Origin of the sequence: Salinarimonas sp. NSM, from assembly GCF_052380005.1 — a bacterium.
Taxonomy (GTDB): Bacteria; Pseudomonadota; Alphaproteobacteria; order Rhizobiales; family Beijerinckiaceae; genus Salinarimonas.
Genome location: NZ_JBQTCJ010000074.1, coordinates 1 through 22,015 on the forward strand (window position 1 = coordinate 1; position 22,015 = coordinate 22,015).

Consider the following 22,015-nt stretch of genomic DNA (forward strand, 5'->3'; position numbering starts at 1 on the left):
GCGGCGGACGTGCGCGCGGTCGCCGGGCGGGGCCTCGAGGGCCGCGCCGGGGATGCCCGCTGGGCCATCGGCAGCGCCCGGCACATGGCCGATCTCGGCGTCGCGATCGAGGCCGCGTCGCAGGATGCGCGGGCCGCGCAGGAGGAGGGGCGCTCCGTGTCCTATCTCGCCCGGCTCGGCGGCACGCCGCAGGAGGCACCCCGCCTCGTCGCGCTCCTCGCCTTCGCCGACCTCCCTCGCGACACCGCCGCGGACGCCGTCGCGCGGCTCGAGGCCATGGGCATCGTCTCCGTCATGCTCACGGGCGACAATGCCGGCGCCGCGCATGCCGTCGCCCGCGCCATCGGTGTCGACGAGGTCGTGGCCGAGGTCCTGCCGGAGGACAAGGCCCGCATCGTCGCCGAGCTGAAGGCCCGCTTCGGCGAGGTCGCCATGGTCGGCGACGGCATCAACGACGCGCCGGCGCTGGCCGCCGCCGACCTCGGCATCGCCATGGGCTCGGGCACCGACGTCGCCATGGAGGCCGCGGGCGTGACCCTGATGCGCGCCGATCCCGAGGCGGTCGCCGACGCGATCGAGATCGCGCGGGCGACGCAGGCGAAGATCCGGCAGAACCTGTTCTGGGCCTTCGCCTACAACGCCGCGGGCATCCCGCTCGCCGCCTTCGGCCTGCTCAGCCCGGTCATCGCCGGCGCGGCGATGGCCTTCTCCAGCGTCTCGGTCGTCTCCAACGCGCTGCTGCTGCGGCGCTGGAAGCCCAAGGCGCGCTCGGCGGCGGCCGCGACGTCGGGTGCCGCTTCCTCGCGGGGAGGCGCGGCATGAGGATCGGCGAGGCCGCCCGGCGCTCCGGCGTCTCTGCGAAGATGATCCGCTACTACGAGGAGATCGGCCTGCTCGCCCCCGCGGGGCGGGCCGGCAACTCCTACCGCGACTTCGACGCGCGCGAGCTGCACGAGCTCGTCTTCATCCGCCGCGCCCGCGCGCTCGGCTTTTCCATCGAGGAGATCGCCCGGCTCCTCGCGCTGTGGCGCGACCGGGGGCGGCCGAGCCGGGAGGTCAAGGAGATCGCGGACCGGCACGTGGCCGACCTGAAGACGCGCATCACCGACCTCCAGGCGATGGTCGACCAGCTCGAGCACCTTTCGCATTGCTGCGCGGGCGACGACCGGCCGGACTGCCCCATCCTCGCCGACCTCGCGAGCCCGTGATCGCGGCGCCCACGGCGGGCGCGCGGCACCGCCGCCGTTACGCCGTATTCACGCTCGATTAACCCTGACCGAATCGAGACGCGACGCAGGGGATTCGCCGCGCGTCCGTCAAGGCTTCGTCAACCACGACGGGGCAAACAAGGGACGGGTCGGCGTGCGACGGGGCACGTGCGCCCGCCCGCATCCGGTCTCCAGGAGTCACAGGTCCGCCATGCTCGCGTCGCTCTCTTCTGTTCGCGCCCTCCGCCTCGCGGCGGTGGTCGCCCTGCCCCTCGCGCTCGCCGCCTGCGCTGCGACCCCACCCGGCGCCGAGCTCGGCGCGGGCGCCGGCGGCGTCGCCGGCTCCGCCACGCCGGGCTCCGCCCAGGACTTCACCGTCAACGTCGGCGACCGCGTCTTCTTCGAGACCGACCAATCGACGCTCACGTCGACCGCCCAGGCGACGCTCGACCTGCAGGCGCAGTGGCTCGCGCGCTATCCGCGCTACGCGGTGCTGATCGAGGGGCACGCCGACGAGCGCGGCACGCGCGAGTACAACTTCTCGCTCGGCGCCCGCCGCGCCCAGGCCGTGCGCGACTACCTCGCGGCGCGCGGCGTCGACACGGGTCGCATCCGCACCGTCTCCTACGGCAAGGAGCGCCCCGCCGCCGCCTGCTCCGACACGTCCTGCCAGTCGCAGAACCGCCGGGCCGTCACCGTGCTCGAGGGCGGCGCCGGCGCCTGACGCGCCCCCCGCTTCCCGAAACGCCGCTGCCGCTCACGCATAGTCGAGCGGCAGCGCCGTCGTGTTCTTGATCCGCTCCATGGCGAAGGACGAGGACACGTCGTAGAGGTCCGCGACCGCGATCAGCCGCTTGTAGACGCGGTCGTAGGCGGCGATGTCGGGCACGACGACGCGCAGCAGGTAGTCGACCTGGCCGCTCATGCGCCACAGCTCGACCACCTCGGGGATCTTGGCCACCGCCTCGCAGAAGCGCCGCGCCCACTCCGCCTCGTGGCGGCTCGTGCGCACCATGACGAACACCGTCACGCCGACGTTGAGCCTGTCCGGGTCGAGCAGCGCGACCCGTCGCACGATGACGCCCGCCTCCTCCAGCTTGCGGATGCGCCGCCACAGCGGCGAGGGCGAGAGCCCGACCTGCGCGGCGAGCGCGTCGAGCGGCTGGGTCGCGTCCTCCTGGAGGCAGGCGAGGATTCTGCGATCGGTCGTATCGAGGGTGGTTTTTTCCGTCATTCGCGGGTCTCGCGCAAAGGGATTGCGCAAACCTAGCGCGTGGGCGCGACATTGGCAAAGCGCTTGCCGGCCGGCGGAGCGATGATGGGGCTCGCGACGAGACCGCACCCCGGAGCCGCCCGATGACCCGAGAGACCTCGCACGAGACCCCGCGCCGCCTGTCCTTCACGGACCACCCCGCCTCCGTCGGCGAGACCTATCTCGAGCACATGGGCGTCGCCTTCTCCTTCGGCGGGCGCATGCTGCTCGCGGGGCTCGCCTGCCTCGCCCACGGCGTCTTCCCCTTCCTGTTCACCAAGACCGGCTCGCGCGCCGTGACCGAGCTGCACGAGCGCATGGTGGCCAACCGCGTGCGCCACGGCGCCCGGCCGGCACGCGGCGAGGCCTCGGCTCAGCGGTAGAGCGAAAGCCGCGCGAGAGCCAGGTCGGCCTGGAATGCGCGCCCGATGGCGACGAGGCCGATGCGTCGCGCACCCGAGAGATCGAGCGGCGTCTCGATGCGGTGCGGGCGGAAGTCGGCGAAGGGCAGGCGCAGGCGCGTCCATCCCGGCGGCGCGACGAACCCGGCGCGATAGGATTGCCAGGGACGCGCCACGTCGCGGGTGCGCAGGTGGACGCCGTAGGCCTCGCCGTTGCCGATCACGTCGAGCTCGAGCCCCGCGAAGCCGGAGAGGTCGACCGGCTCGCCGTCGGGGGCGAGATCGCGGGCCATCTGCACGAAGCCGCCGTCGTTCTCGAGGCTGACGCGCCCGGTGAGCCGCAGCGCCCGGCGTCCGGCGACGGTCTCGACGATCGCGCGCCCGTCCGAGACGCCGCCCATCACCCGGTCTGAGATCAAGCGCCAGGCGCCGGCATCGGGGTCGGCGTCGCCGTCTGCGCGGGAGAAGTCGTTCAGGATCATGGGGCGTCCTCGGCGAAGGGTGGTAAAGTGGGGTCGGGAGCGAGCCCGAGCTCGCGAGCGGTGTCACTCCAGAATGGAGCGGATTCGCGCCGGCCGCTCTCGATTCGGAGAGAAGACGCGGTGAATTGAGCAAGGAATTTCTGCTTTCCTCCCGAAACCGAAACCCGGCATGCCCGGCCTGCCGCCAGGCCGCTGCACCACCCCGTCTCGCGGAGCTTCTCGCGCATGTCCCGCTCGTCCCGCGCCCACCGCATCCCCGCCCTCGCCCTTCTCCTCGCGCTCGCGACGGCTCTCCTCGGAGCGGCCCCGCTCGCCTCCCCGGCGGCGGCGCAGGACATGCTCGTCGCCCGCTGGGTCGACGACAAGGGGACCGAGATCGCCCGCCGCGGCTTCGACCTCGACGCGCTGGAGGCGCTCGCCCCGATCGCCATCGAGACGACGACGCCCTGGACCGAGGGCGTCGTGCGCTTCGAGGGCGCGCGGCTCGGCGCGCTGGCCGCGCTCGCGCCCGAGGCCGGCGAGATCGCCGAGGCGCGGCTCACCGCGCTCAACGACTATACGATCGCCGTGCCGGCGGAGGATTGGTCGGCCTGGGATCCCGTTCTGGCGACACGGGTCGACGGTGCACGCATGCGGGTGCGCGACCGCGGCCCGATCTGGCTCGTCTACCCGCTCGATTCCGATCCCGCGCTTCAGACCCAGCGGCACCATGCCCGCATGATCTGGCAGGTCCACGAGATCGTCTTCGTGGCGGCCGGCCGGTGAGCCGCACCGTGAGCCGCCCTCCGGTCCGCCCGGCCATGATCCGGCGGCGACGCGTCGCGCTCGTCGCGCTCCTCATCCTCGCCTGCGGCGTCTTCATCGCCGCGACGGCGGGTGTCTACGTGCGCCAGATCGAGCAGAAGGCGCTCCTCACCGAGACGATCCGCGCCTCGGGCTGGACCGCCTACCAGGCCAAGCTCGAGCACGTGCGCAGCCTGGCCGCGCTGGAGCTCGCCGCGCATGCACCCTCCCCCGCCGGCCTCTCCGAGGCGACGCTGCGGCTCGAGATCCTGCTCTCGCGCCTGCCGCTGATCACGACGTCGGACGAGGGCGACTTCCTCTCCTCGCTCCCCGGCGTCCCGGAGCTCGCCGCGCGCATGGAAGCGGAGGTCGCCGCGGTGGCGGACGAGGTCTACGCCGCCGATTTCGACGAGCCCGGCATCCGCGCGCGGCTCGACGGCTGGCGGGCACGGATCGCAGCCTTCGAGGTGCCGCTCCAGGAGATGCTCCAGCAGACCGTCGCCTACAACGAACGGCTCTTCCGGCGCGAGAGTGAGCTGAGCGAGGCGACCGCGATCCTGCCGCTCGGCTCGCTGGTGATCTCCGGGGCGATCCTCGTCGGGCTCCTGATCGTCCAGGTCCGGCGCGCCGAGCACGGCCTCGACGAGATGCGCGCCGCCCGCGCCGAAGCCGCGGAGAACGAGGCGAGCCTCAGGCGCATGATCGAGGCCGCCCCGGTCGCCTTCGTCGTCGCCGACCCGCACACGGATGCGGCCGTGTTCATCAACGCCAGCGCGGCGGGGCTCGTCGCGGACGATCCGCGCGACGGCGCCTGGCGGGCGGCGATCGGGCAGTGCCGCCGCGCCGTCGGCGCGCGCGGCGCGCTGGCGCGGCGCCCGTCCGATCCCGCGGTGCCGGTCACCCTGCGCCATCCCGGCGGCTGGCTGATGAGCTGCACCGTGCTCCACAGCCGCATCGTCTGGAACGGACGCGAGCAGAGCCTCTACGCGCTGGTCGAGACCACGCGCTCGCGCTCGGCCGAGCGCGAGGCGATGCAGGCCTCCACGCTCGCCACGGTGGGCGAGATGGCGGCGGCGATCGTGCACGAGATCAACCAGCCGCTCGCGACGATGAAGATGGCCTCCTCCAACGCGCTCGCGCTCCTCGACGAGGGCGCGCCGGCCGAGAAGCTCAGGCCCAAGCTCGCGCGGATCGACGCGCAGGTCGACCGCGCTCGACGGATCACCGATCAGATCCGGCGGCTGGTACGGCGCGGGGACGACCGCCCGCATCCGCCGTTCTCGCCGCCGGAGGCGATCGAGCGCGCGGTGGGCGCCGTCGCCGAGCAGTACCAGCGGGCCGGCATCACGCTGTCGATACGGGTGGAGGACGCCCGCGGCAGCTTCGTCGCCGGCGATCCGACCCTGTTCGAGCAGGTGCTCGTCAACCTGCTCGTGAACGCCCACGACGCCTTCGGCCCGCCCGAGCGCCGGGCGGCGGGCACGCCCGAGCCGCGGGTGCGGGTGCGTGCGCAGGTCGAGGAGGGCATGCTCGTCGTCGAGGTGCACGACAATGCCGGCGGGCTGCCGCCGGAGATCGCCGAGCGCCTGTTCGAGCCCTTCGTCACCACGAAGCCCGCCGGCGAGGGGACCGGGCTCGGTCTCGCGCTCGCGCGCAAGATCGTGGCCGACATGGGCGGGCGTGTCGGAGCCGACACGGTGGCGGGCGGGGCGCTCTTCGACGTGCGCCTTCCGCTCGCCACACCCGCCCGCGCCGCCGCGGCAGCCTGACGGAGCCGGATGATGATCCTGGTCGTGGACGACGAAGAGGAGCTCCTCGAGGAGATCGTCGAGATGCTCGAGCGCCGGGGCCTCGCCGTCCTCGGCGAGAGCCGGCCGCGCGCCGCGCTCGACCTGCTGGCGCTGCGCCCGGAGATCGACGTCGTCGTGACCGACTGGCGCATGCCCGGCCTCGACGGGCTCGCCCTGATGCGCGCCGCCCGCTGCGACCCCTGCGCGCGACGCGATCGCCGCTTCTTCGTCATGACCGGGCACGAGGGCGACGCCGGCCTCGCCCAGGCGCTCGCCGCCGGCGCGTCGGGCGTCCTGCGCAAGCCCTTCGCGCCGGAGGAATTGAACGCGGCTTTGGCAGATCACGCATACGAAACGTGAAGAACTGCGAGCTAACATACGTTTGTCTGCTGGCGATCGAGCGAGGACGAACGTGATCGGGACGACGACGAGCACGCGCGAGGCGACGGGGGCGACGACGGTGCCGACGGCGCTCCTGGTGGACGACGACACCGCCTTCGTCGAGGAGCTGGCCGAGGGGCTGGAACGGCTCGGGCTGCGCGTCGTGTGCGCCCACGACGCCACCGAGGCGCTCGCAGCCGTCGATCGCCATCCCGACATCGGGGCGATCGTCGTCGACGTGGGCCTGCCGCGGATCGACGGGATCGAGCTCCTGCGCAAGCTGCGCACGCGCCGACGCGAGCAGCCTCTGCCGGCGATCGTGCTCACCGGCGAGGCGACGCTCGAGCGCGCCGTCGCCGCGCTGCGTGTGGAGGCGCACGACTTCCTGCAGAAGCCGGTGGATGCCCACGAGGTCGCAGCCGCCCTGCGCGCCGCCTGCATGCGGCGCGAGGACGAGCCCGCCCCGGTCGAGGCCACGACCAGCGCGCCGCGCCGCAGCCCCACCGCGGGGGAGCGCCTCGCCTCCGTGCTCGCCATCCGCAAGGAGCGCAAGCGCATCTTCGGGCCCGACCTCTTCGAGGACCCGGTCTGGGAGATGCTGCTCGACCTCGCCAACGCCGGGGCGCGAGGCGAGGAGGTGCCGGTCACGAGCCTTTGCCTCGTCTCGGGGGTCTCGACGACGACGGCCCTGCGGCGCCTCGACGACATGGCGGCAGCCGCCCTGATCGAGCGGCGACGCGACCCGACGGACGGGCGGCGCATCCTGGTGCGCCTCACCGCGGACGGTCGCGAGAAGGTGGCGCGCTACCTCGAAGCGCTCGATCAGAAATTCGGCTGATCACCCGCGCGTCCCGAGCCGGCGCTTCAGAACGGCAGCGGCGCGCGCCCGGTCTCCTCGGCAGGGACGACGGCGAGCCGCTCGCCCACCGCGAGCGTGCCGTCGGCCACCACCTCCGCATAGACCCCGCAGTCCATGTGGCCATAGGCCTGCATCAGCGTGCGCGGGATCGCGAGGTCGCGGATGCCGGTCGCCGGGTCGACGTTCGTCGCCGCGCAGCGCACGGTGCGCTCGCGCACGACGAGCCGCAGGCCCGACGGTCCGGCCAGCGTGCGCCCGACCAGATCGTGCTCGGCGAAGGGCGCCAGGTCCTCGACGACGAGATTCGCGCGAAAGCGCAGCGGATCGACCGGCGAGCCGACGCGCGCCTCGATCTCGGCGAGGCTCGCGCGGTTGACGAGCGAGACGTAGCCCGTGGGCGAATCCGTGAAGCGGTAGCCGTCGGGCGCGCTCAGCACCTTCGGCGGCCCGTCGAGCGCATCACCCATGAAGCCGGCGAAGAACGCCTCGATCGCCGCGCGGCCCTCCGCCGTGCCGAGATCCCCGCGCGCCACCTCCGAGCCCGCCTCGCGCACGACGAGGACGCCGGTGTCGTGGTCGTAGGCGGTGACGAGCCGGGCGAGCGCCTCGTTGCGCATCAGCATCAGGTAGTGGCGCTTCGAGCGATGGACGGGCGCGGCCGGGTCGAAACCGGAGGGGCCGTTCTCGATGGCGTGGATGCGGTCTCCCGGCACGAAGGCGCCGGCTGCGAGCGCGACGCGCGCCATCGGCTCCGGCGAGAGGCCCTTGACGGGATATCGGTAGAGGCCGGCGATCCGCATCCCGTTCTCCTCACAGCGGCTGAAAACGCCCGAGCGCGAGATCGGGCGCGCTCGTCGCCCGCCTCGAGGGGAGCGTGCGGCCCGCCCAAAGGTCGGTCGCGACCGCGCCCTCGAACTCGGTGATCGGCGCCTCGCGCCAGCCCGGCGCGTCCGCCTCGCGCACCGCCACCTCGGCGATCTCCGAGACGCCGCGGACGACGTGGTCGCCGACGATCGCCGCGAAGGGGCGTCCGGTCACGGGCCTGTCGAAGACGACCTCGAGGACGATCCGCTCGCGGTCGAGCCCGGCGAGCCGCACGGCGACGCCGCCGCCTTCGGCGAAGGCGAGCTGGATCGTGCGCGCCCGCGGCGCGAAGACGACGCTCTCGATCGCGGTCCGCATCCCGTCGGCCGCGAGCGGGCCGATCACGGCGCCGGCGCCGAAGGCGGTCGTGGTGCGCCCCTCCGGCGCGAGCGGGCGCATCCGCCACAGCCCCGTTCCGGTCTCGAGCGTGAGCACCCGCTCGGTGCGCCCCGCGTCCGTCACCCACAGCTCGATCTCGGAAAAGCCGGCGGGCGCGGCGTCGCCGACGCGCACGGGGACGTCCGCCGTCGCGAACAGCCCGCCCGGGCGGCGCACGCCGACGAGGCGTACGCCCTCGTCCTCGTGAAGCGTGGTTCGCACGGGTGCCTCCGCCTCCGGCCGCGCCGCGGTCGCCCCGTCGCAGGCGAGGAGGTCGGCAGCGGGCGCCTCGGCCGCGCCGAGCATCGGCAGGTAGGCGGGGTGCGCGGCGGTGAGCGTGAAGCGCCGCGCCTGATCAGACACGAGCGTAAGGGACACGTTGCGCGCGCCCGCGCACAAGGCCGGCATCGTGCGGTTCTCGATCGTGACGGGAAGCCCGTCGAGGCTCGCGGCGCGCGCGGCGGGAGCCGTCGCGACGACGGCGAGGAGGACGGCGGCGGCGAGGCGGAGGGACGCGGGCATGGGGATCCGGACGGCGGTGGGCTTCGGTATCTTCCATGAAGCGGAAGCCGTGCCCGCATGCAAGCGCCGCGGACGCCGATCGTGCGCGATCAAGGCGCGGGCGCCACCGTGTCCGCCGCCTGGGCGCCGCGCCGGCCGAGAGGACGCTCGGGGGCGACCGTCGTGTCCCGCGCGGTCTGGCGCTCCATCTCCGCGTTCAGCTCGGCGGCGAGGAGCACGATCGTCGTCGAGAGCCAGATCCAGACCATGAAGCCCACGACGGCACCGAGCGAGCCGTAGGTGGCGTTGTAGGAGCCGAAGTTCGAGACGTACCAGGTGAACAGCATGGAGAAGCCGACGAAGGCGACCGCGCCGATGCCGGCGCCCCACAGCACCCAGCGCCAGCGCGCGCGGGTGCGGCTCGGGCCGTAGCGGAAGATCAGGGCGAGCAGCGCCGTCACCAGGACGAGCGCGATGGGGAAGCGCAGCCAGCGCAGCAGCGTCTCGATCTCGGCGCCGAGCGGCACGGCGGCGAGCACCGCCGGCAGCACGGCGATCGCGGCGACGAGCCCGCCGCCGATCACGAGCGCCCCCAGCGTGAACAGCAGCGTCAGCGCGTTGAGCGCCAGGAAGCCGCGCGCCTCGTCCTCGTCGTAGGCGACGTTCAGCGCGTCGAAGATCGCCTTCATGCCCGAGTTCGCGCTCCACAGCGTGAGCAGGAGGCCGCCGACGACGCCGAAGGTCAAGGCCCCGCCACCCTGCCCGGCGACGCGCCCGACCTCGTCCTCGATGATCTCGATCGCCCCGCTCGGGATGACGCCCGACAGGCTCGCCACCTGCCGGCTCACCTCCTCGGGGGAGAAGAAGAGGCCGTAGAGCGAGACGAAGGCGGCGATCGCCGGGAAGAGAGCGAGGAGCGCGTAGAAGGTCACGCCGGCGGCCACCGCCATCAGCCTGTCGCGGGAGAACTCGGTGGCGACGCGCTTGGCGATGTCGATCCAGCCGGTGCGCGGGATCTCGCCGGGGCTCTGCGCGTGGCGCCCGCGTGCGGGATCGCGGTCGGCGGGACGATCGGGGGCCTTCGAGGGTCGCAGGCGCGAGCCATCACCGCGGGCGACGTCCGGGGCGCGAACGCTCCCCGGCGGGGCCTCGTCACGCGCCGGGCCGCCGGCGCGGCGATCGCGGCGATCGCGGCGCAGATAGGCGGCCGAGGCGACGATCGCGGTGGCGGCGACGAGGCCGAGCGTCGGGATGCGCGCGGGAGGCGCGTCGCGGCGTGGCTGCGGGGCGGAGGCGTCCATGGTCGAGGGTCTCGTCGTCGTCCGGTCGTGGAGATCGGGTAGGGGAACGGGGAACTTGGGGGCGAGCGCCACGGTTCCGCGCTTTCCCGTCCGGACATGCCCGCAATTGCGCGGCGCAGCGAAGTCGTCGAGGGTGCGGGCCTTCACATCCGCGCCGCGGAACGATCGAGGCGTTCGGCCGTCGACGGGCTGCCGGCGCATGCGCCGCGCGCCGGCGCGCGGCCGTCCCCCTCGAAGCGCGCACGCCAACGGAGAGCGCATGAAGCCCATCCTCACGCTCACCCTCAACCCGTCCGTGGACGGCTCGGCCGAGGCCGACGTCGTGCGCCATACCCACAAGATCCGCACCTCGAACGAGCGCTACGATCCCGGCGGCGGCGGCATCAACGTCGCGCGGGTGCTCGCCGAGCTCGGCGCCGGGGCCTGCGCGGTCTACGCGGCGGGCGGCGCCACCGGGGGCGTGCTCGACACGCTCGTCGGCCAGCGCGGCATCGCCTTCACGCGCATCCCGATCCACGACGACACGCGCATCAGCCACGTCGTCTTCGAGCGCTCGTCGGGCAAGGAATACCGCTTCGTCCCGGAGGGTCCGCTGCTGCGCGAGGGCGAGTGCGCGGCCGTGCTCGCCGAGATCGAGGGCCGCGACGTCGACTGGATCGTCGCCTCCGGCTCGCTGCCACGGGGCACGCCGCCGGGCTTCTACGCGCGCATCGCCGACATCGCGGCCGCCAAGGGCGCGAAGCTCGTGCTCGACACGTCGGGCGCGGCGCTTGCCGATACGCTCGCCCACGGCGGGGTCCATCTGGTCAAGCCGAGCCACGGCGAGCTGGAGAAGGCGGTGGGACGCCCGCTGCCGGACGCCGACGCGATCGGCGCCGCGGCGATGGCGTTCGTGGCCGCCCGCAAGGTCGATCTCGTCGCGGTGACGCTCGGGCACGAGGGTGCGATCCTCGCCTCGCGCGAGGGCGTCGTGCGCAAGGAGGTGCCCCAGGTGGAGGTGCGCTCGGCGGTGGGCGCGGGCGATTCGTTCGTCGCCGGCATGACCTTCGGCCTCGCCACGGGGCTGTCCCCGCGCGAGGCCTTCGTCATCGGCATGGCGGCGGGCACCGCCGCGGTGCTGACGCCCGGCACCGAATTGTGCAAGCGCGCCGACGTCGCGCGCCTGCGCGCCGAGATCGGCGCGTGACGCATGCAGCGAGAGCGAGCGAGGATCGAAACCGGATGAAAGTCGTCGTCTTCAGCGCAAAGCCCTACGACCGCGCGTTCCTGCACCAGGCCGCGCGCCCGCTCGGCCACGAGCTCGTCTTCGTCGAGGCGACGCTCACCGCCGACAGCGCGGTGCTGGCGGACGCGGCGCAGGCCGTGTGCGTCTTCGTCAACGACCATTGCGACGCCGCCGCCCTCGAGCGGCTCGCGGAGCGCGGCGTGAAGCTCGTGGCGCTGCGCTGCGCGGGCTTCAACAACGTCGACCTCCAGGCGGCACGCCGCCTCGGCATCGCGGTGGCGCGCGTGCCGGCCTACTCGCCGCACGCGGTGGCCGAGCACACGCTCGCCCTCGTGCTCGCGCTCAACCGCAAGATCCATCGCGCCTTCAACCGCGTGCGCGAAGGCAACTTCGCCCTCGACGGCCTGCTCGGTTTCGACCTCCACGGCAAGACCGTGGGCATCGTGGGTACCGGCCAGATCGGCGCCATCACGGCGGGCCTCTTCCAGGGCTTCGGCTGCACGGTGATCGCCCACGACGTCGCCGAGAACCCGGACTGCGTCGCGCACGGCATCGCCTACGTGTCGCGCGAGGACCTGTTCGCGCGCGCCGACATCGTCTCGCTGCACTGCCCGCTGACCCCACAGACGCGCCACATGATCGACGCCGACGCGATCGCGCGGATGAAGCGCGGCGTCATGATCGTCAACACGAGCCGCGGGGCGGTGATCGACACGCCGGCCGTGCTGGCGGGCCTGAAGTCCGGCCGCATCGGCAACCTCGCGCTCGACGTCTACGAGGAGGAGGGGGACCTGTTCTTCGAGGACCTGTCCAACACCATCCTCGGCGACGACGTCTTCGCGCGGCTCCTCACTTTCCCCAACGTGCTGATCACCGGCCACCAGGCCTTCTTCACCAAGGAGGCGCTCGGCAACATCGCGCAGACCACGCTCGCCAACATCGACGCCTTCGCCAAGACGGGGGCGCCGGTGCACGCGGTGTCGGTGGAGAAGATCGCGGACTAGGTGCGCCGGCATCGACGTTGCGAACCCGTCCGAACGCCCCACACCCCCCGCCCCTCTCCACGAGGGAGAGGGGAGCTCCCGCTCGCGCGTCACCGACGTCGTGCGCGTCCTTCCAACCCTCGGCATCAGATCATTCGACCACACGGATGAAGCCCGCCGACGGTCTCCCCTCTCCCTCGTGGAGAGGGGTCGGGGGTGTGGGGCGTGCAGAAGGGGCTCGACGCCGGTGCCGCGCCGCGCGAGTCACAGGAAGCTCTGCGGGTCCACGTCCACCTGCACGCGGATGCCGCCGGTCGGCTTCGGGCCGGCGGCGAGCCAGTCGCGCAGGAAGCCCTGGAGGTCGCGGGTGCGCGCCGCGCGCACGAGGATGCGCACGCGGTGGCGACCGCGGATCATGGCGATGGGCGCCTCCGCCGGGCCGAGCACGGAGAGGTCGGCGTCGAGCACGCCCATGGCGTGGGCGGCGCGCACCAGCGCGCGGGCGTGGACGTGCGTCGCCTCCTTGTCCGCGCCCGTCACGACCAGCGCGGCGAGGCGGCCGAAAGGCGGCAGGCGCGCCGCCTCGCGCTGCGCCGTCTCCTCGGCGTAGAAGCGCTCCGCGTCGCCCGAGACGAGGGCGGCGATCACGGGGTGCGCGGGCTGGAACGTCTGCAGATAGGCCCGACCCGGCCGGTCGCCGCGCCCGGCCCGGCCCGTCACCTGCTGGAGGAGCTGGAAGGTGCGCTCCGCCGCGCGCGGATCGCCGGAGGTCAGCCCGAGGTCGGCGTCGACCACGCCCACCACCGACAGGAGCGGGAAATTGTGCCCCTTCGCCACGAGCTGCGTGCCGATGACGATGTCGCAGGCGCCCGACGCGATGGCGTCGAGCTCGGCCCGCAGCCGCTCGGCACCTCCGGGGAAATCGGACGACAGGGTGATCACCCGCTTCTCCGGAAACAGCGCCGCCACCTCCTCGGCGATGCGCTCGACGCCCGGGCCGCAGGGAACGATCGTGTCGACGCCGCCGCAGGAGGGGCAATGGTCCGGCGTGCGCTCGACATGGCCGCAATGGTGGCACACGAGGGCGCGGCGGAAGCGGTGCTCGACGAGCCAGGCGGTGCAGTTGGGGCACTCGTAGCGGTGCCCGCAGGCGCGGCACAGCGTCAGCGGCGCGAAGCCGCGGCGGTTGAGGAAGAGCAGCGCCTGCTCGCCGCGCGCGTTCGCCGCCTCGATCGCCGCGGCGAGCGGCGGCGCGATCCAGCGGCCCTGCGGAGGGCCGGACCTGCGCATGTCGATCGTGGCGATGTCTGGCAGCGTGCGCCCGCCGAAGCGCTCCGGCAGGCGGATGTGGGCATAGCGCCCGCGCTCGGCGTTGACCCGCGTCTCGAGCGAGGGCGTCGCGGAGGCGAGCACCACGGCGGCGGGCTCGAGCCGGCCGCGGATCACCGCCATGTCGCGGGCGTGGTAGTGGACGCCGTCCTCCTGCTTGTAGCCGGCGTCGTGCTCCTCGTCGACGACGACGAGCTTCAGCGCGGCGTAGGGCAGGAACAGCGCCGAGCGCGCGCCGACCACGACCTTGGCGGCGCCCGAAGCGATGTCCGCGTAGAGCCGCTCGCGGCGCCTGCCCGTCACGCCGGAATGCCAGGCGTCCGGGCGCACGCCGAAGCGCGCCGCGAAGCGGTCGAGGAAGCCGGAGGTGAGCGCGATCTCGGGCATCAGCACGAGGCTCTGGCCACCCAGGCGCAGGGCCTGCGCGATCGCCTCGAAATAGGCCTCGGTCTTGCCCGAGCCGGTGACGCCCTCGAGCAGGATCGGCGCGGGCACGCCCGAGGCGGTCTCGCGCACGGCTGCGGCGAGCGCGTCCGCGGCGGCGCGCTGGGCTGGAGAGAGCCGCGCGGGAGCGTGGTCGGGGTCGGGAGCCGGCGCAACGGGATCGAGGAGCGCCAGCGTCTCGAGCGCGCCCTCGTCGACCAGGCCGTCGACGACGCCCGCGCTGACGCCCGCGCCGAGGGCGAGCTCGCGCTTCGCGCGGGGGACGCCATCCGCGGCGAGGGCGAGCACCCGCTCGCGGGCGGGCGTCATGCGCCTGGGCAGCGCCCCGGTCGTGCGCACGCCGACGCGGGTCGCCTCGGGCCGGCTCGCGTCCGCGAGCTTGAACGCCATCGGCAGCACGGCCCCCTTGGGCGCCAGCGTCCAGTGCGCCACGAAGTCGAGGAGCGCGCGCAGGTTCTCGGGCAGGATCGGCGCCTCGATCGGGCCGGCGAGCGCCTTCAGGTTCGCCCCCGCGCCCTCGCGCAGGCCCCAGACGACGCCCACCGCCTCGCGCGGGCCGAAGGGCACGCGCACCGGCTGGCCGGGGACGAGCGCCATCCCGTCCGGGACGCGGTAGCTGAACAGCGTGTCGAGGGGCAGCGGGACGAGGACGTCCGCCAGCGTCTGGACCATGGGCGGGCGGCGTTGACGGTTTGGTGAGCCTGGACGACGAGACTTACGCCATGACGACGACCCGCGCCATCCCGAGCCGCGCCCCATGATCGCTCCCGCCGTCGACGCCGCCCTGCGGGCGCATCTCGTCGCGCTGGCGACCGAGCGGCGGTACTCGCCGCGCACGATCGAGGCCTACGGGCGCGACATTCGCCAATGCCTGACCTTCCTCGCCGAGCATCTCGGCGGGCCGCCGGACGCGGCGACGATCGCGGCGCTGCCGGCGCGGGACCTGCGTGCCTTCCTCGCCGCGCGCCGGGCCGACGGCGCTGTCGACGCGACGCTCTCGCGCAAGCTTTCCGCCGTGCGCGGCTTCGTACGCGCGCTCTCGCGCGAGACGGGGGTCGAGATGGCGGGCGTCGCCGCCGTGCGCGGCCCGCGGCGCAAGCGCGACCTGCCGCGCCCCGTGGCCCCCGCCGCCGCGATCGCGCTGACCGACCCCGACCTGCGCGCCGACGAGGACCGTCCGACCTGGGTCCTGGTGCGCGACGCCGCCGTGCTCGCGCTCCTCTACGGGGCGGGCCTGCGCATCTCGGAGGCGCTCGGCGTCCTGCGGCGCGACGCGCCGACCGTCGCCGGCGCGACGCTCACGGTCGCCGGCAAGGGCGGGCGCACCCGCGCGGTACCGGTCATCGCGCCGGTCGCCGAGGCCGTGTGCGCCTACCTCGCCGCATGCCCGCATGCACTCGCTCCCGATGCGCCGCTGTTCAGGGGCGAGAAGGGCGGCCCGCTGAACGCGCGCATCGTCCAGGGTGCGATGGCGCGGCTGCGCGGCGCGCTCGGCCTGCCCGATTCGGCGACGCCGCACGCGCTGCGCCATTCCTTCGCGACGCACCTCCTCGCCCGCGGCGGCGACCTGCGCGCCATCCAGGAGCTGCTCGGCCACGCCTCCCTGTCGACGACGCAGGTCTACACCCGCGTCGACGCCGCGGGGCTCCTCGCGGCGGTGGAGGCGGCACATCCGCGCGCGCGCCTTCGGTAGCAGAATACGACAGAAGCGCGCGATAATTGCCGAATTCGGCGGGGTAACCTTCTGCAAAGCAATCCTGCTTACCATCCGGCCGTCAGTCGAGACGGGGGACTTGTCGGCATGGTCGAGCGGACGGCGCGCAGTGCAGCCGAGGAGCGGCGTCCGGTGCGCGTTCTCGTCGCCGATCCCGCCGCGGGATCCCGGCTGAGCCTGGTCGTCACCCTCAAGGGGTTCGACCCCGGCATGGAGGTGATCGAGACGACGGAAGGGCGCGAGACGCTCGAGGCGCTGACGGCCGAGCGCCCCGACATCGCCTTCGTCAACGTCCACATGGACGGCATCTCCGGCGCCGAGGCGATGGCCGTCGCCCGGCACCAGGGCGTTCGGCCGCTCACCATTCTGATGGCCGACGGCGTGATGAAGCACTGGGTCGACCTCTCGGTCGAGCTCGACGCCTACGAGTTCATCAAGAAGCCGATCGACGCCGACCACGTCATGGCGCTCCTGAAGAATCACCGGCGCATGCGCCAGCCGCTGCGCCTCCTCCTCGTCGACCACGCCGACACGGCGCGGGCGACGGTGCGCAAGATCTTCGAGCGCAGCCGCTTCTCCTTCGAGATCGACGAGACCGACGCCGGACGCCACGCTCTCAAGCTGCTCCAGCTGACGAGCTACGACCTCGCGCTCTTCGACATGAACCTCAAGGGCATGGACGGGCTCGAGACCGCCTGCCAGGCGCGCGAGGTCGCGCCCGACACCAAGCTGCTGATCATGAGCGTCTCTCCGGCGACCACGCTGCCGGGCGCGCTCAAGCATTTCGGCGTCGAGGCGCTCTTCGCCAAGCCCTTCTACATCCGCGACGTCGAGAAGGTCTTCCACAAGATCTACGGCCTGCGGCGCCCCTATTTGATGAACGCCCTCACGCCCGAGACCGAGGCGAAGGCCCGCGTCGCCGCCCTGCGCTGACGACGGCGCGGGTCTCTCTCTCCGCGCTCAGCCGTGGAAGGGGAAGCGGTCGAGCGGGATGCGCAGGATGCGCCGGCCTTTCGCATCGGGCTCCGGAAGCCGCATGCCGTTCATGTTGACCTGAAGCGCCATCAGCATCCGATCCGGCAGGGGCAGCGTCGCGTCGCGCTCGGAGCGGATGCGCACGAACTCCTCCTTCGACGGCCGGTCCTTGAAGTGCTTGTTCGACGCCTTGTGCTCGGCGACGGTCGCCTCCCCGGCCGGGGCACGCCCGCCGGGCTGGTAGTCGTGCCCGACGAAGAGGCGCGTCGCATCCGGCAGGGCGAGGATGGCCGTGATCGAATCGTACAGCTCGCCCGCGTCGCCGCCCGGAAAGTCTGCGCGCGAGGAGCCGGAATCGGGCATCATGAGCGTGTCGTGCACGAAGGCGGCGTCGCCGACGACATAGGTGACCGACGCCACCGTGTGGCCGGTCGACAGCATCACCCGCGCCTCGAGCCCGCCGATCCGGAACGTGTCGCCATCGGCGAACAGCCGGTCCCATTGCGAGCCGTCGGCGGGGAAGTCATCCATGGCGTAGAGATCGCGCCAGATCTCCTGCACGCGCCGCACCCGCTCGCCGATGGCGATCGGCGCGCCGGTGCGCTCCTTCAGCCAGCCGGCGGCGGAGAGGTGGTCCGCGTGGGGGTGCGTGTCGAGGACGAGCGCGACGGTGAGGCCCTTCTCGGCGACCCAGGCGAGGATGTCCTGCGCCAGGTCGGTGCGCGTCGCGGCCGCCCGCGGATCGAGCTCGAGCACGGGATCGACGATGGCCGCCTGCCGGGTTTCCGGGCACGAGACGACGTACTGCAGCGAGCCGGTGGCGGCGTCGTAGAAGGGCTGGACGTCCGGGCTTCCGGGCCCGCGCGAGGGGGAGTGCGGGAGGCGCATGCGGATCTCCTTCTTGAACGTTAGACATTTCTAATATTCGGATATATCAGGTCGGCGGCGCGGGATGCAAGGGGGAGCGGATCTCCGGTCGAGCGGCGATCGAGCGGCGGCCTGCACCTTGACTTATGGCGCGATTGCGCAAACATGCTCGATTACGTGATCGAGCATCCGATCGATCGCCGGTAACCGGGCACATGCGCCCCACGGCCGGCCGCATCCGCGGCGCGGCCTTCCTGCGCATCCCGCAAACGAGGAGACATCAGCCATTCGCCGACCCATGAGAGCCATGCCGGTGCCCCAGAAGGAGGGTCCGCGCGCCAATCGTGACATTCGCGGCGTCCGCGAGGTTCAGCTCATCGACCAGGAGGGGCAGAACCGCGGGGTCCTGTCGTTCTTCGACGCCCTGCGCGTCGCCGAGGAAGCCGGACTCGACCTCGTCGAGATCGCGCCCAACTCGGAGCCGCCGGTCTGCAAGCTGCTCGACTACGGCAAGTTCCGGTTCGACCAGCAGAAGAAGGCCTCCGAGGCGCGCAAGAAGCAGAAGACCGTCGAGGTCAAGGAAGTGAAGCTTCGTCCCGCGATCGACAAGCACGATTACGAGACGAAGATGAAGAACGTCCGGCGCTTCTTCGAGGAGGGCGACAAGGTGAAGATCACCCTGCGCTTCCGCGGCCGCGAGATGGCGCACCAGGACCTCGGCCTCAAGCTTCTCGAGCGCGTGAAGGCCGAGACCCAGGAGTTCGCCAAGGTCGAGGTCGAGCCGCAGCTCGAAGGCCGGCAGATGATCATGATCCTGGCCCCGCGCTGACGCGGGGCCTCCCCGTCGGCGGGCGCACCGCGGGGGCTCACGCGTCGGCGGGATCGATCTCGTCGATGGGGACGATCGGCTCGTCCTTGACCTGGTCGAGCGTGAGAGCCGTGCGCACGTTGCGCACGTTCGGCAGCTCTGTCAGCGCGCCGACGAAGGCCTGGAAGGCCGAGAGGTTGGGGGCGACGCACTTCAGGATGAAGTCGATGTCCCCCGACAGCGTCCAGCACTCGCGCACCGACGGCCAGTCCTTCACGTGCGCCTGGAAGGCGGCGAGGTCGGACTGCTTCTGGCTCTGCAGCTGGACCATGGCGAAGCAGACGACCTCCATGCCCAGCGGCTTGGGGTCGACGAGGGCGCGGTAGCCCTTGATCACCCCCGCCTCCTCCAGCGCCCGCACCCGGCGCAGGCAGGGCGGCGCGGACAGGCCGACCCGGCGTGCGAGCTCCACGTTGGTGATGCTGCCGTCCGCCTGCAATTCGCGCAGGATCGCGAGATCTATGGAATCGAGGCGTCCGCGCACGTAAGAAGAGCTCCGCTGGCCATCGCGCCACGTCGTAGGTAGACCGCCCATGGCTCCCGCACAAGCGGCGCGGCGGAGAAGGCGAGCGTTGTCCCCGTGCCGACGAGCCGCATCCATCACCCGGACCTCGCGCCCGACCCGGCGCCGACCCGTGCCGTCGTCCTCACCGACGGCAAGGCCGGCGACGAGATGCAGTGCCTGGGCGTCGCCGAGGCGCTGGGGCTCTTGCCCGAGATCCGCCGCGTCGCCCCGCGCGCCCTCTTCGCCTGGCTCGCGCCTCGCGGCCCGATCGACCCGCGCGAGCGACCGGGCCGTCCCGGCGGACCGCTGCCCGAGCCGTGGCCGGACCTCGTCGTCGCGTCGGGCCGCCGCGCGGTGCCCTACCTGCCGGCGCTCAAGCGCGCGAGCGGCGGTCGCGTCTTCACCGCCTTCCTGAAGGACCCGCGCACGGGCCCGAAGGCGGCCGACTTCGTCTGGGTCGCCGAGCACGACCGGCTGCGCGGGGAGAACGTCCTCGTCACCCTCACCGCGCCCCATCGCGTCTCGCCCGCGCGCCTCGCCGCGGCCCGGGCCGCGCCCGATTCGCGGCTCGCCCGGCTGCCGGGTCCGCGTGTCGCGGTGCTCGCGGGCGGAGACAGCCGCCACCACCGCTTCACGCGAGCCGACCAGGCCCGCTTCATCGCCGATCTCGCCGGTCTCGCCCGCGACGACGGGGCGCGGCTGATGATCACCGCCTCGCGCCGCACGCCGCCCGCCCTGCGCGCCGGCCTCGGGCGCCTCGCCGACGAGACCGGCGGCTTCTTCTTCGACGGCAGCGTCGCGAACGCGGGGGAGAACCCCTATATCGCCCTCCTGGCGCTCGCGGACACGATCGTCGTCACGGCCGATTCGACCAACATGCTGGGGGAAGCCGCGGCGGCGGGCGTTCCGGTGCTTGTGTTCTCGCCCTCGGGCGGGCATCGAAAGCTCGAGGCGCTGATGCGCGGCCTCGAGGCGCGAGGTGTCGCACGGCCGCTGCGCGGGCGTCTCGAGGGCACGCCGGCCGAGCCGCTGGACGCGACGCCGGTGGTGGCGCGGGCGCTGGCGCGGGCGTACCTGGCCCACCGGGACGCACTGGGCCTGCCGCGCACGGCGCTCCCGGGCGTCGAGACGGAACGAGGAGAGTAGGGACCATGGCGCAGACGCACGCGAAGCTCGTCATCATCGGCTCCGGCCCCGCCGGCTACACCGCCGCCATCTACGCCGCGCGCGCCATGCTGGAACCGGTGCTGATCTCCGGCCTGCAGCCGGGCGGGCAGCTCACCATCACCACCGACGTCGAGAACTATCCCGGCTTCGCCGACGTGATCCAGGGCCCCTGGCTGATGGACCAGATGCGCGCCCAGGCCGAGCACGTCGGCACGCGCATGGTGTCAGACTACGTCTCGAAGGTGGACCTCTCCGCCCGCCCCTTCCGGCTCGAGTGCGATTCGGGCGACGTCTGGCTCGCCGACGCCCTCGTCATCGCCACCGGCGCGCAGGCGAAGTGGCTCGGCCTCCCCTCGGAGGAGGCGTTCCAGGGCGCGGGCGTCTCGGCCTGCGCCACCTGCGACGGCTTCTTCTTCCGCGGCAAGGAGGTCGTGGTTGTCGGCGGCGGCAACACCGCGGTGGAGGAGGCGCTCTACCTCGCCAACCTCGCGGCGAAGGTCACCCTCGTCCACCGCCGCGACGGCCTGCGCGCCGAGAAGATCCTTCAGGACCGCCTGTTCGCCCACCCGAAGATCGCCGTGCGCTGGAACGCCGCCGTCGAGGAGATCTGCGGCGGCGGCACGCCGCGGGCGGTCACGCACGTGCGGCTGAAGGACACGACGACCGGCGCCGTCGACGAGCTGCGCGCGGACGGTGTCTTCATCGCCATCGGACACAAGCCGGCCACCGAGCTGTTCGCCGGCCAGCTGCCGACGAAGCAGGGCGGCTATCTGGTCGTCGAGCCCGGCACGACGCGCACCGCCATCCCCGGCGTCTTCGCCGCGGGCGACGTCGCCGACGACGTCTACCGCCAGGCGGTCACCGCAGCCGGGCTCGGTTGCATGGCCGCGCTCGAGGCGGAGAAGTTCCTCGCCGAGCACGCGTCGGATCCGGCGGTGCGCGCGGAGGAGCGCAAGCACGAGCAGATGATCGGCGCGTGGGAGTGACCTGGGAGTGAGACGCGTGGCCGAGCCCCTCCTCCTCCTCCCCGGCCTGATGTGCGACGCGCGGCTGTTCGCGCCGCAGATCGCGGCGCTGTCGGCGGGCCGCACCGTGATCGTTCCGGACGTCTCCGGCGCGGACACGATCGCTGCGCTCGCCGCGGCGGTGCTGGCCGACGCCCCGCCGGCCTTCGCGCTCGCGGGACTCTCGATGGGCGGGATCGTGGCGATGGAGATGGCGCGGCAGGCGCCCGATCGCGTGCGCCGGCTCGCGCTCCTCGACACCGACCCGCGCGCCGATTCGGAAGGCGCGCACGCCATGCGCGTGCGGCAGATCGCCGAGGTGGAAGCCGGTGGGCTCGACGCCGTGCTGCGGCGCGACGTCGAGCCGGTGCTGCTGCACCGCGAGAGCACGCGCGAGGACATCCTCGAGGTCATGCGCGCCATGGCGCGCGACCTCGGGCCGGATGTCTTCGTGCGCCAGTCCCGCGCGCTCGCGAGCCGCGCGGGCCAGGAGGAGACGCTGCGCGCCCATCGCGGCCCGACGCTCGTGCTCTGCGGCGAGGACGACCGGCTCTGCCCGGTCAAGCGCCACACCCTGATGCACGAGCTCGTCGCCGGCTCCACCCTCGAGATCGTCCCCGGCGCCGGCCACCTGCCGACGCTCGAGACGCCGGACGCGGTGAACGCGGCGCTGGCGCGCTGGCTCGCCGCCTGAGCGACGCGCCGCCTCACCCGCGCGCCGCGGCGCGGGCGCC

The 22,015-nt window shown here is 73.1% G+C and carries 24 protein-coding genes; 16 read left to right on the top strand and 8 right to left on the bottom strand.

What is annotated here, in order from left to right:
* The 3 genes from ACTZWW_RS20100 to pal form a co-directional block, all read left to right on the top strand.
* Positions 1–822 (top strand): HAD-IC family P-type ATPase (locus tag ACTZWW_RS20100; RefSeq protein ID WP_444782748.1); only part of this gene is annotated, 822 nt, incomplete at its 5' end.
* A complete protein-coding gene (gene cueR, locus ACTZWW_RS20105; protein ID WP_444782749.1) occupies positions 819–1,208 on the top strand; it encodes a Cu(I)-responsive transcriptional regulator in 390 nt (129 codons plus the stop codon). The genes ACTZWW_RS20100 and cueR, both read left to right, overlap by 4 nt.
* 211 nt (positions 1,209–1,419) lie before the next feature.
* Positions 1,420–1,932: a peptidoglycan-associated lipoprotein Pal gene (gene pal, locus ACTZWW_RS20110; RefSeq protein WP_444782750.1), complete on the top strand. Its 513-nt coding sequence runs from the start codon at positions 1,420–1,422 to the stop codon at positions 1,930–1,932.
* Between the two features lie 33 nt (positions 1,933–1,965).
* Here the strand turns inward: pal and ACTZWW_RS20115 are convergent, their stop codons facing one another.
* Entirely contained in the window at positions 1,966–2,442 is a 477-nt protein-coding gene (locus tag ACTZWW_RS20115; protein ID WP_444782751.1) for an Lrp/AsnC family transcriptional regulator, read from the bottom strand.
* 122 nt (positions 2,443–2,564) lie between these two features.
* Here ACTZWW_RS20115 and ACTZWW_RS20120 point away from each other — a divergent pair, with 122 nt between their 5' ends.
* A complete protein-coding gene (locus tag ACTZWW_RS20120) occupies positions 2,565–2,843 on the top strand; it encodes a DUF6356 family protein (protein WP_444782752.1) in 279 nt (92 codons plus the stop codon).
* On the opposite strand, the gene ACTZWW_RS20125 is transcribed toward ACTZWW_RS20120, so the two are convergent.
* Positions 2,834–3,343 carry a CIA30 family protein gene (locus ACTZWW_RS20125; protein WP_444782753.1) on the bottom strand — a complete coding sequence of 170 codons (510 nt, stop codon included), beginning with the start codon at positions 3,341–3,343 and terminating at the stop codon, positions 2,834–2,836. The genes ACTZWW_RS20120 and ACTZWW_RS20125 overlap by 10 nt on opposite strands.
* A 225-nt stretch (positions 3,344–3,568) precedes the next feature.
* Between ACTZWW_RS20125 and ACTZWW_RS20130 the strand changes: the two genes are divergently transcribed.
* From ACTZWW_RS20130 to ACTZWW_RS20145, 4 genes are read left to right on the top strand one after another with little or no spacing between them, the layout of a single operon-like run.
* On the top strand, positions 3,569–4,108 hold the full coding sequence (locus ACTZWW_RS20130) for a hypothetical protein (protein ID WP_444782754.1): 540 nt from the start codon (positions 3,569–3,571) through the stop codon (positions 4,106–4,108).
* Positions 4,109–4,116: 8 nt separating this feature from the next.
* Positions 4,117–5,895, top strand: a complete 1,779-nt coding sequence (locus ACTZWW_RS20135; protein ID WP_444782755.1) for a sensor histidine kinase — start codon at positions 4,117–4,119, stop codon at positions 5,893–5,895.
* A gap of 9 nt (positions 5,896–5,904) precedes the next feature.
* Positions 5,905–6,276, top strand: a complete 372-nt coding sequence (locus ACTZWW_RS20140) for a response regulator (RefSeq protein WP_444782756.1) — start codon at positions 5,905–5,907, stop codon at positions 6,274–6,276.
* A gap of 52 nt (positions 6,277–6,328) precedes the next feature.
* Positions 6,329–7,135 (top strand): response regulator, encoded by an 807-nt coding sequence (locus tag ACTZWW_RS20145; RefSeq protein ID WP_444782757.1) that lies wholly within the window; start codon positions 6,329–6,331, stop codon positions 7,133–7,135.
* A gap of 26 nt (positions 7,136–7,161) precedes the next feature.
* On the opposite strand, the gene ACTZWW_RS20150 is transcribed toward ACTZWW_RS20145, so the two are convergent.
* From ACTZWW_RS20150 to ACTZWW_RS20160, 3 genes are all read right to left on the bottom strand, one after another.
* Positions 7,162–7,956 (bottom strand): MOSC domain-containing protein, encoded by a 795-nt coding sequence (locus tag ACTZWW_RS20150; RefSeq protein WP_444782758.1) that lies wholly within the window; start codon positions 7,954–7,956, stop codon positions 7,162–7,164.
* A 10-nt stretch (positions 7,957–7,966) separates the two neighbouring features.
* Entirely contained in the window at positions 7,967–8,920 is a 954-nt protein-coding gene (locus tag ACTZWW_RS20155) for a hypothetical protein (protein ID WP_444782759.1), read from the bottom strand.
* Positions 8,921–9,009: 89 nt separating this feature from the next.
* Positions 9,010–10,200, bottom strand: coding sequence for a YihY/virulence factor BrkB family protein (locus ACTZWW_RS20160; protein ID WP_444782760.1), 1,191 nt, complete (start codon positions 10,198–10,200; stop codon positions 9,010–9,012).
* Between the two features lie 259 nt (positions 10,201–10,459).
* Between ACTZWW_RS20160 and ACTZWW_RS20165 the strand changes: the two genes are divergently transcribed.
* Together ACTZWW_RS20165 and ACTZWW_RS20170 are read left to right on the top strand one after the other, a co-directional pair.
* Positions 10,460–11,386, top strand: coding sequence for a 1-phosphofructokinase family hexose kinase (locus ACTZWW_RS20165; RefSeq protein WP_444782761.1), 927 nt, complete (start codon positions 10,460–10,462; stop codon positions 11,384–11,386).
* Between the two features lie 35 nt (positions 11,387–11,421).
* Complete coding sequence (locus ACTZWW_RS20170; protein ID WP_444782762.1) at positions 11,422–12,429, top strand: 2-hydroxyacid dehydrogenase; 1,008 nt, start codon at positions 11,422–11,424, stop codon at positions 12,427–12,429.
* A 243-nt stretch (positions 12,430–12,672) separates the two neighbouring features.
* Here the strand turns inward: ACTZWW_RS20170 and ACTZWW_RS20175 are convergent, their stop codons facing one another.
* Positions 12,673–14,853 (bottom strand): primosomal protein N', encoded by a 2,181-nt coding sequence (locus tag ACTZWW_RS20175; protein ID WP_444782763.1) that lies wholly within the window; start codon positions 14,851–14,853, stop codon positions 12,673–12,675.
* 85 nt (positions 14,854–14,938) lie between these two features.
* On the opposite strand from ACTZWW_RS20175, the gene ACTZWW_RS20180 reads away from it, so the two are divergent.
* Entirely contained in the window at positions 14,939–15,874 is a 936-nt protein-coding gene (locus ACTZWW_RS20180) for a tyrosine recombinase XerC (protein ID WP_444782764.1), read from the top strand.
* Between the two features lie 153 nt (positions 15,875–16,027).
* Positions 16,028–16,828 carry a response regulator gene (locus ACTZWW_RS20185; protein ID WP_444782765.1) on the top strand — a complete coding sequence of 267 codons (801 nt, stop codon included), beginning with the start codon at positions 16,028–16,030 and terminating at the stop codon, positions 16,826–16,828.
* 27 nt (positions 16,829–16,855) lie between these two features.
* Here the strand turns inward: ACTZWW_RS20185 and ACTZWW_RS20190 are convergent, their stop codons facing one another.
* The gene (locus ACTZWW_RS20190; protein ID WP_444782766.1) at positions 16,856–17,758 is read right to left on the bottom strand and encodes an MBL fold metallo-hydrolase; all 903 of its coding nucleotides are present in this window, start codon (positions 17,756–17,758) and stop codon (positions 16,856–16,858) included.
* 286 nt (positions 17,759–18,044) lie between these two features.
* Between ACTZWW_RS20190 and infC the strand changes: the two genes are divergently transcribed.
* A complete protein-coding gene (gene infC, locus ACTZWW_RS20195; protein ID WP_029032163.1) occupies positions 18,045–18,566 on the top strand; it encodes a translation initiation factor IF-3 in 522 nt (173 codons plus the stop codon).
* 37 nt (positions 18,567–18,603) lie between these two features.
* Here the strand turns inward: infC and ACTZWW_RS20200 are convergent, their stop codons facing one another.
* Positions 18,604–19,089, bottom strand: coding sequence for an Lrp/AsnC family transcriptional regulator (locus ACTZWW_RS20200; protein WP_444782767.1), 486 nt, complete (start codon positions 19,087–19,089; stop codon positions 18,604–18,606).
* 96 nt (positions 19,090–19,185) lie between these two features.
* Here ACTZWW_RS20200 and ACTZWW_RS20205 point away from each other — a divergent pair, with 96 nt between their 5' ends.
* From ACTZWW_RS20205 to ACTZWW_RS20215, 3 genes are read left to right on the top strand one after another with little or no spacing between them, the layout of a single operon-like run.
* Positions 19,186–20,256, top strand: coding sequence for a mitochondrial fission ELM1 family protein (locus ACTZWW_RS20205; protein ID WP_444782768.1), 1,071 nt, complete (start codon positions 19,186–19,188; stop codon positions 20,254–20,256).
* A 5-nt stretch (positions 20,257–20,261) separates the two neighbouring features.
* Positions 20,262–21,263, top strand: a complete 1,002-nt coding sequence (gene trxB / locus ACTZWW_RS20210; protein WP_444782769.1) for a thioredoxin-disulfide reductase — start codon at positions 20,262–20,264, stop codon at positions 21,261–21,263.
* A gap of 16 nt (positions 21,264–21,279) precedes the next feature.
* A complete protein-coding gene (locus ACTZWW_RS20215; RefSeq protein WP_444782770.1) occupies positions 21,280–21,975 on the top strand; it encodes an alpha/beta fold hydrolase in 696 nt (231 codons plus the stop codon).
* The last annotated feature ends 40 nt before the right edge of the window (positions 21,976–22,015 follow it).

Excerpts from the sequence above, each read along its gene's own strand:
- cueR (WP_444782749.1), top strand. The coding sequence starts at position 819 with ATGAGGATCGGCGAGGCCGCCCGGCGCTCCGGCGTCTCTGCGAAGATG.
- pal (WP_444782750.1), top strand. The coding sequence starts at position 1,420 with ATGCTCGCGTCGCTCTCTTCTGTTCGCGCCCTCCGCCTCGCGGCGGTG.
- ACTZWW_RS20115 (WP_444782751.1), bottom strand. The coding sequence starts at position 2,442 with ATGACGGAAAAAACCACCCTCGATACGACCGATCGCAGAATCCTCGCC.
- ACTZWW_RS20120 (WP_444782752.1), top strand. The coding sequence starts at position 2,565 with ATGACCCGAGAGACCTCGCACGAGACCCCGCGCCGCCTGTCCTTCACG.
- ACTZWW_RS20125 (WP_444782753.1), bottom strand. The coding sequence starts at position 3,343 with ATGATCCTGAACGACTTCTCCCGCGCAGACGGCGACGCCGACCCCGAT.
- ACTZWW_RS20130 (WP_444782754.1), top strand. The coding sequence starts at position 3,569 with ATGTCCCGCTCGTCCCGCGCCCACCGCATCCCCGCCCTCGCCCTTCTC.
- ACTZWW_RS20140 (WP_444782756.1), top strand. The coding sequence starts at position 5,905 with ATGATGATCCTGGTCGTGGACGACGAAGAGGAGCTCCTCGAGGAGATC.
- ACTZWW_RS20150 (WP_444782758.1), bottom strand. The coding sequence starts at position 7,956 with ATGCGGATCGCCGGCCTCTACCGATATCCCGTCAAGGGCCTCTCGCCG.
- ACTZWW_RS20155 (WP_444782759.1), bottom strand. The coding sequence starts at position 8,920 with ATGCCCGCGTCCCTCCGCCTCGCCGCCGCCGTCCTCCTCGCCGTCGTC.
- ACTZWW_RS20160 (WP_444782760.1), bottom strand. The coding sequence starts at position 10,200 with ATGGACGCCTCCGCCCCGCAGCCACGCCGCGACGCGCCTCCCGCGCGC.
- ACTZWW_RS20165 (WP_444782761.1), top strand. The coding sequence starts at position 10,460 with ATGAAGCCCATCCTCACGCTCACCCTCAACCCGTCCGTGGACGGCTCG.
- ACTZWW_RS20170 (WP_444782762.1), top strand. The coding sequence starts at position 11,422 with ATGAAAGTCGTCGTCTTCAGCGCAAAGCCCTACGACCGCGCGTTCCTG.
- ACTZWW_RS20175 (WP_444782763.1), bottom strand. The coding sequence starts at position 14,853 with ATGGTCCAGACGCTGGCGGACGTCCTCGTCCCGCTGCCCCTCGACACG.
- ACTZWW_RS20180 (WP_444782764.1), top strand. The coding sequence starts at position 14,939 with ATGATCGCTCCCGCCGTCGACGCCGCCCTGCGGGCGCATCTCGTCGCG.
- ACTZWW_RS20190 (WP_444782766.1), bottom strand. The coding sequence starts at position 17,758 with ATGCGCCTCCCGCACTCCCCCTCGCGCGGGCCCGGAAGCCCGGACGTC.
- infC (WP_029032163.1), top strand. The coding sequence starts at position 18,045 with ATGCCGGTGCCCCAGAAGGAGGGTCCGCGCGCCAATCGTGACATTCGC.
- trxB (WP_444782769.1), top strand. The coding sequence starts at position 20,262 with ATGGCGCAGACGCACGCGAAGCTCGTCATCATCGGCTCCGGCCCCGCC.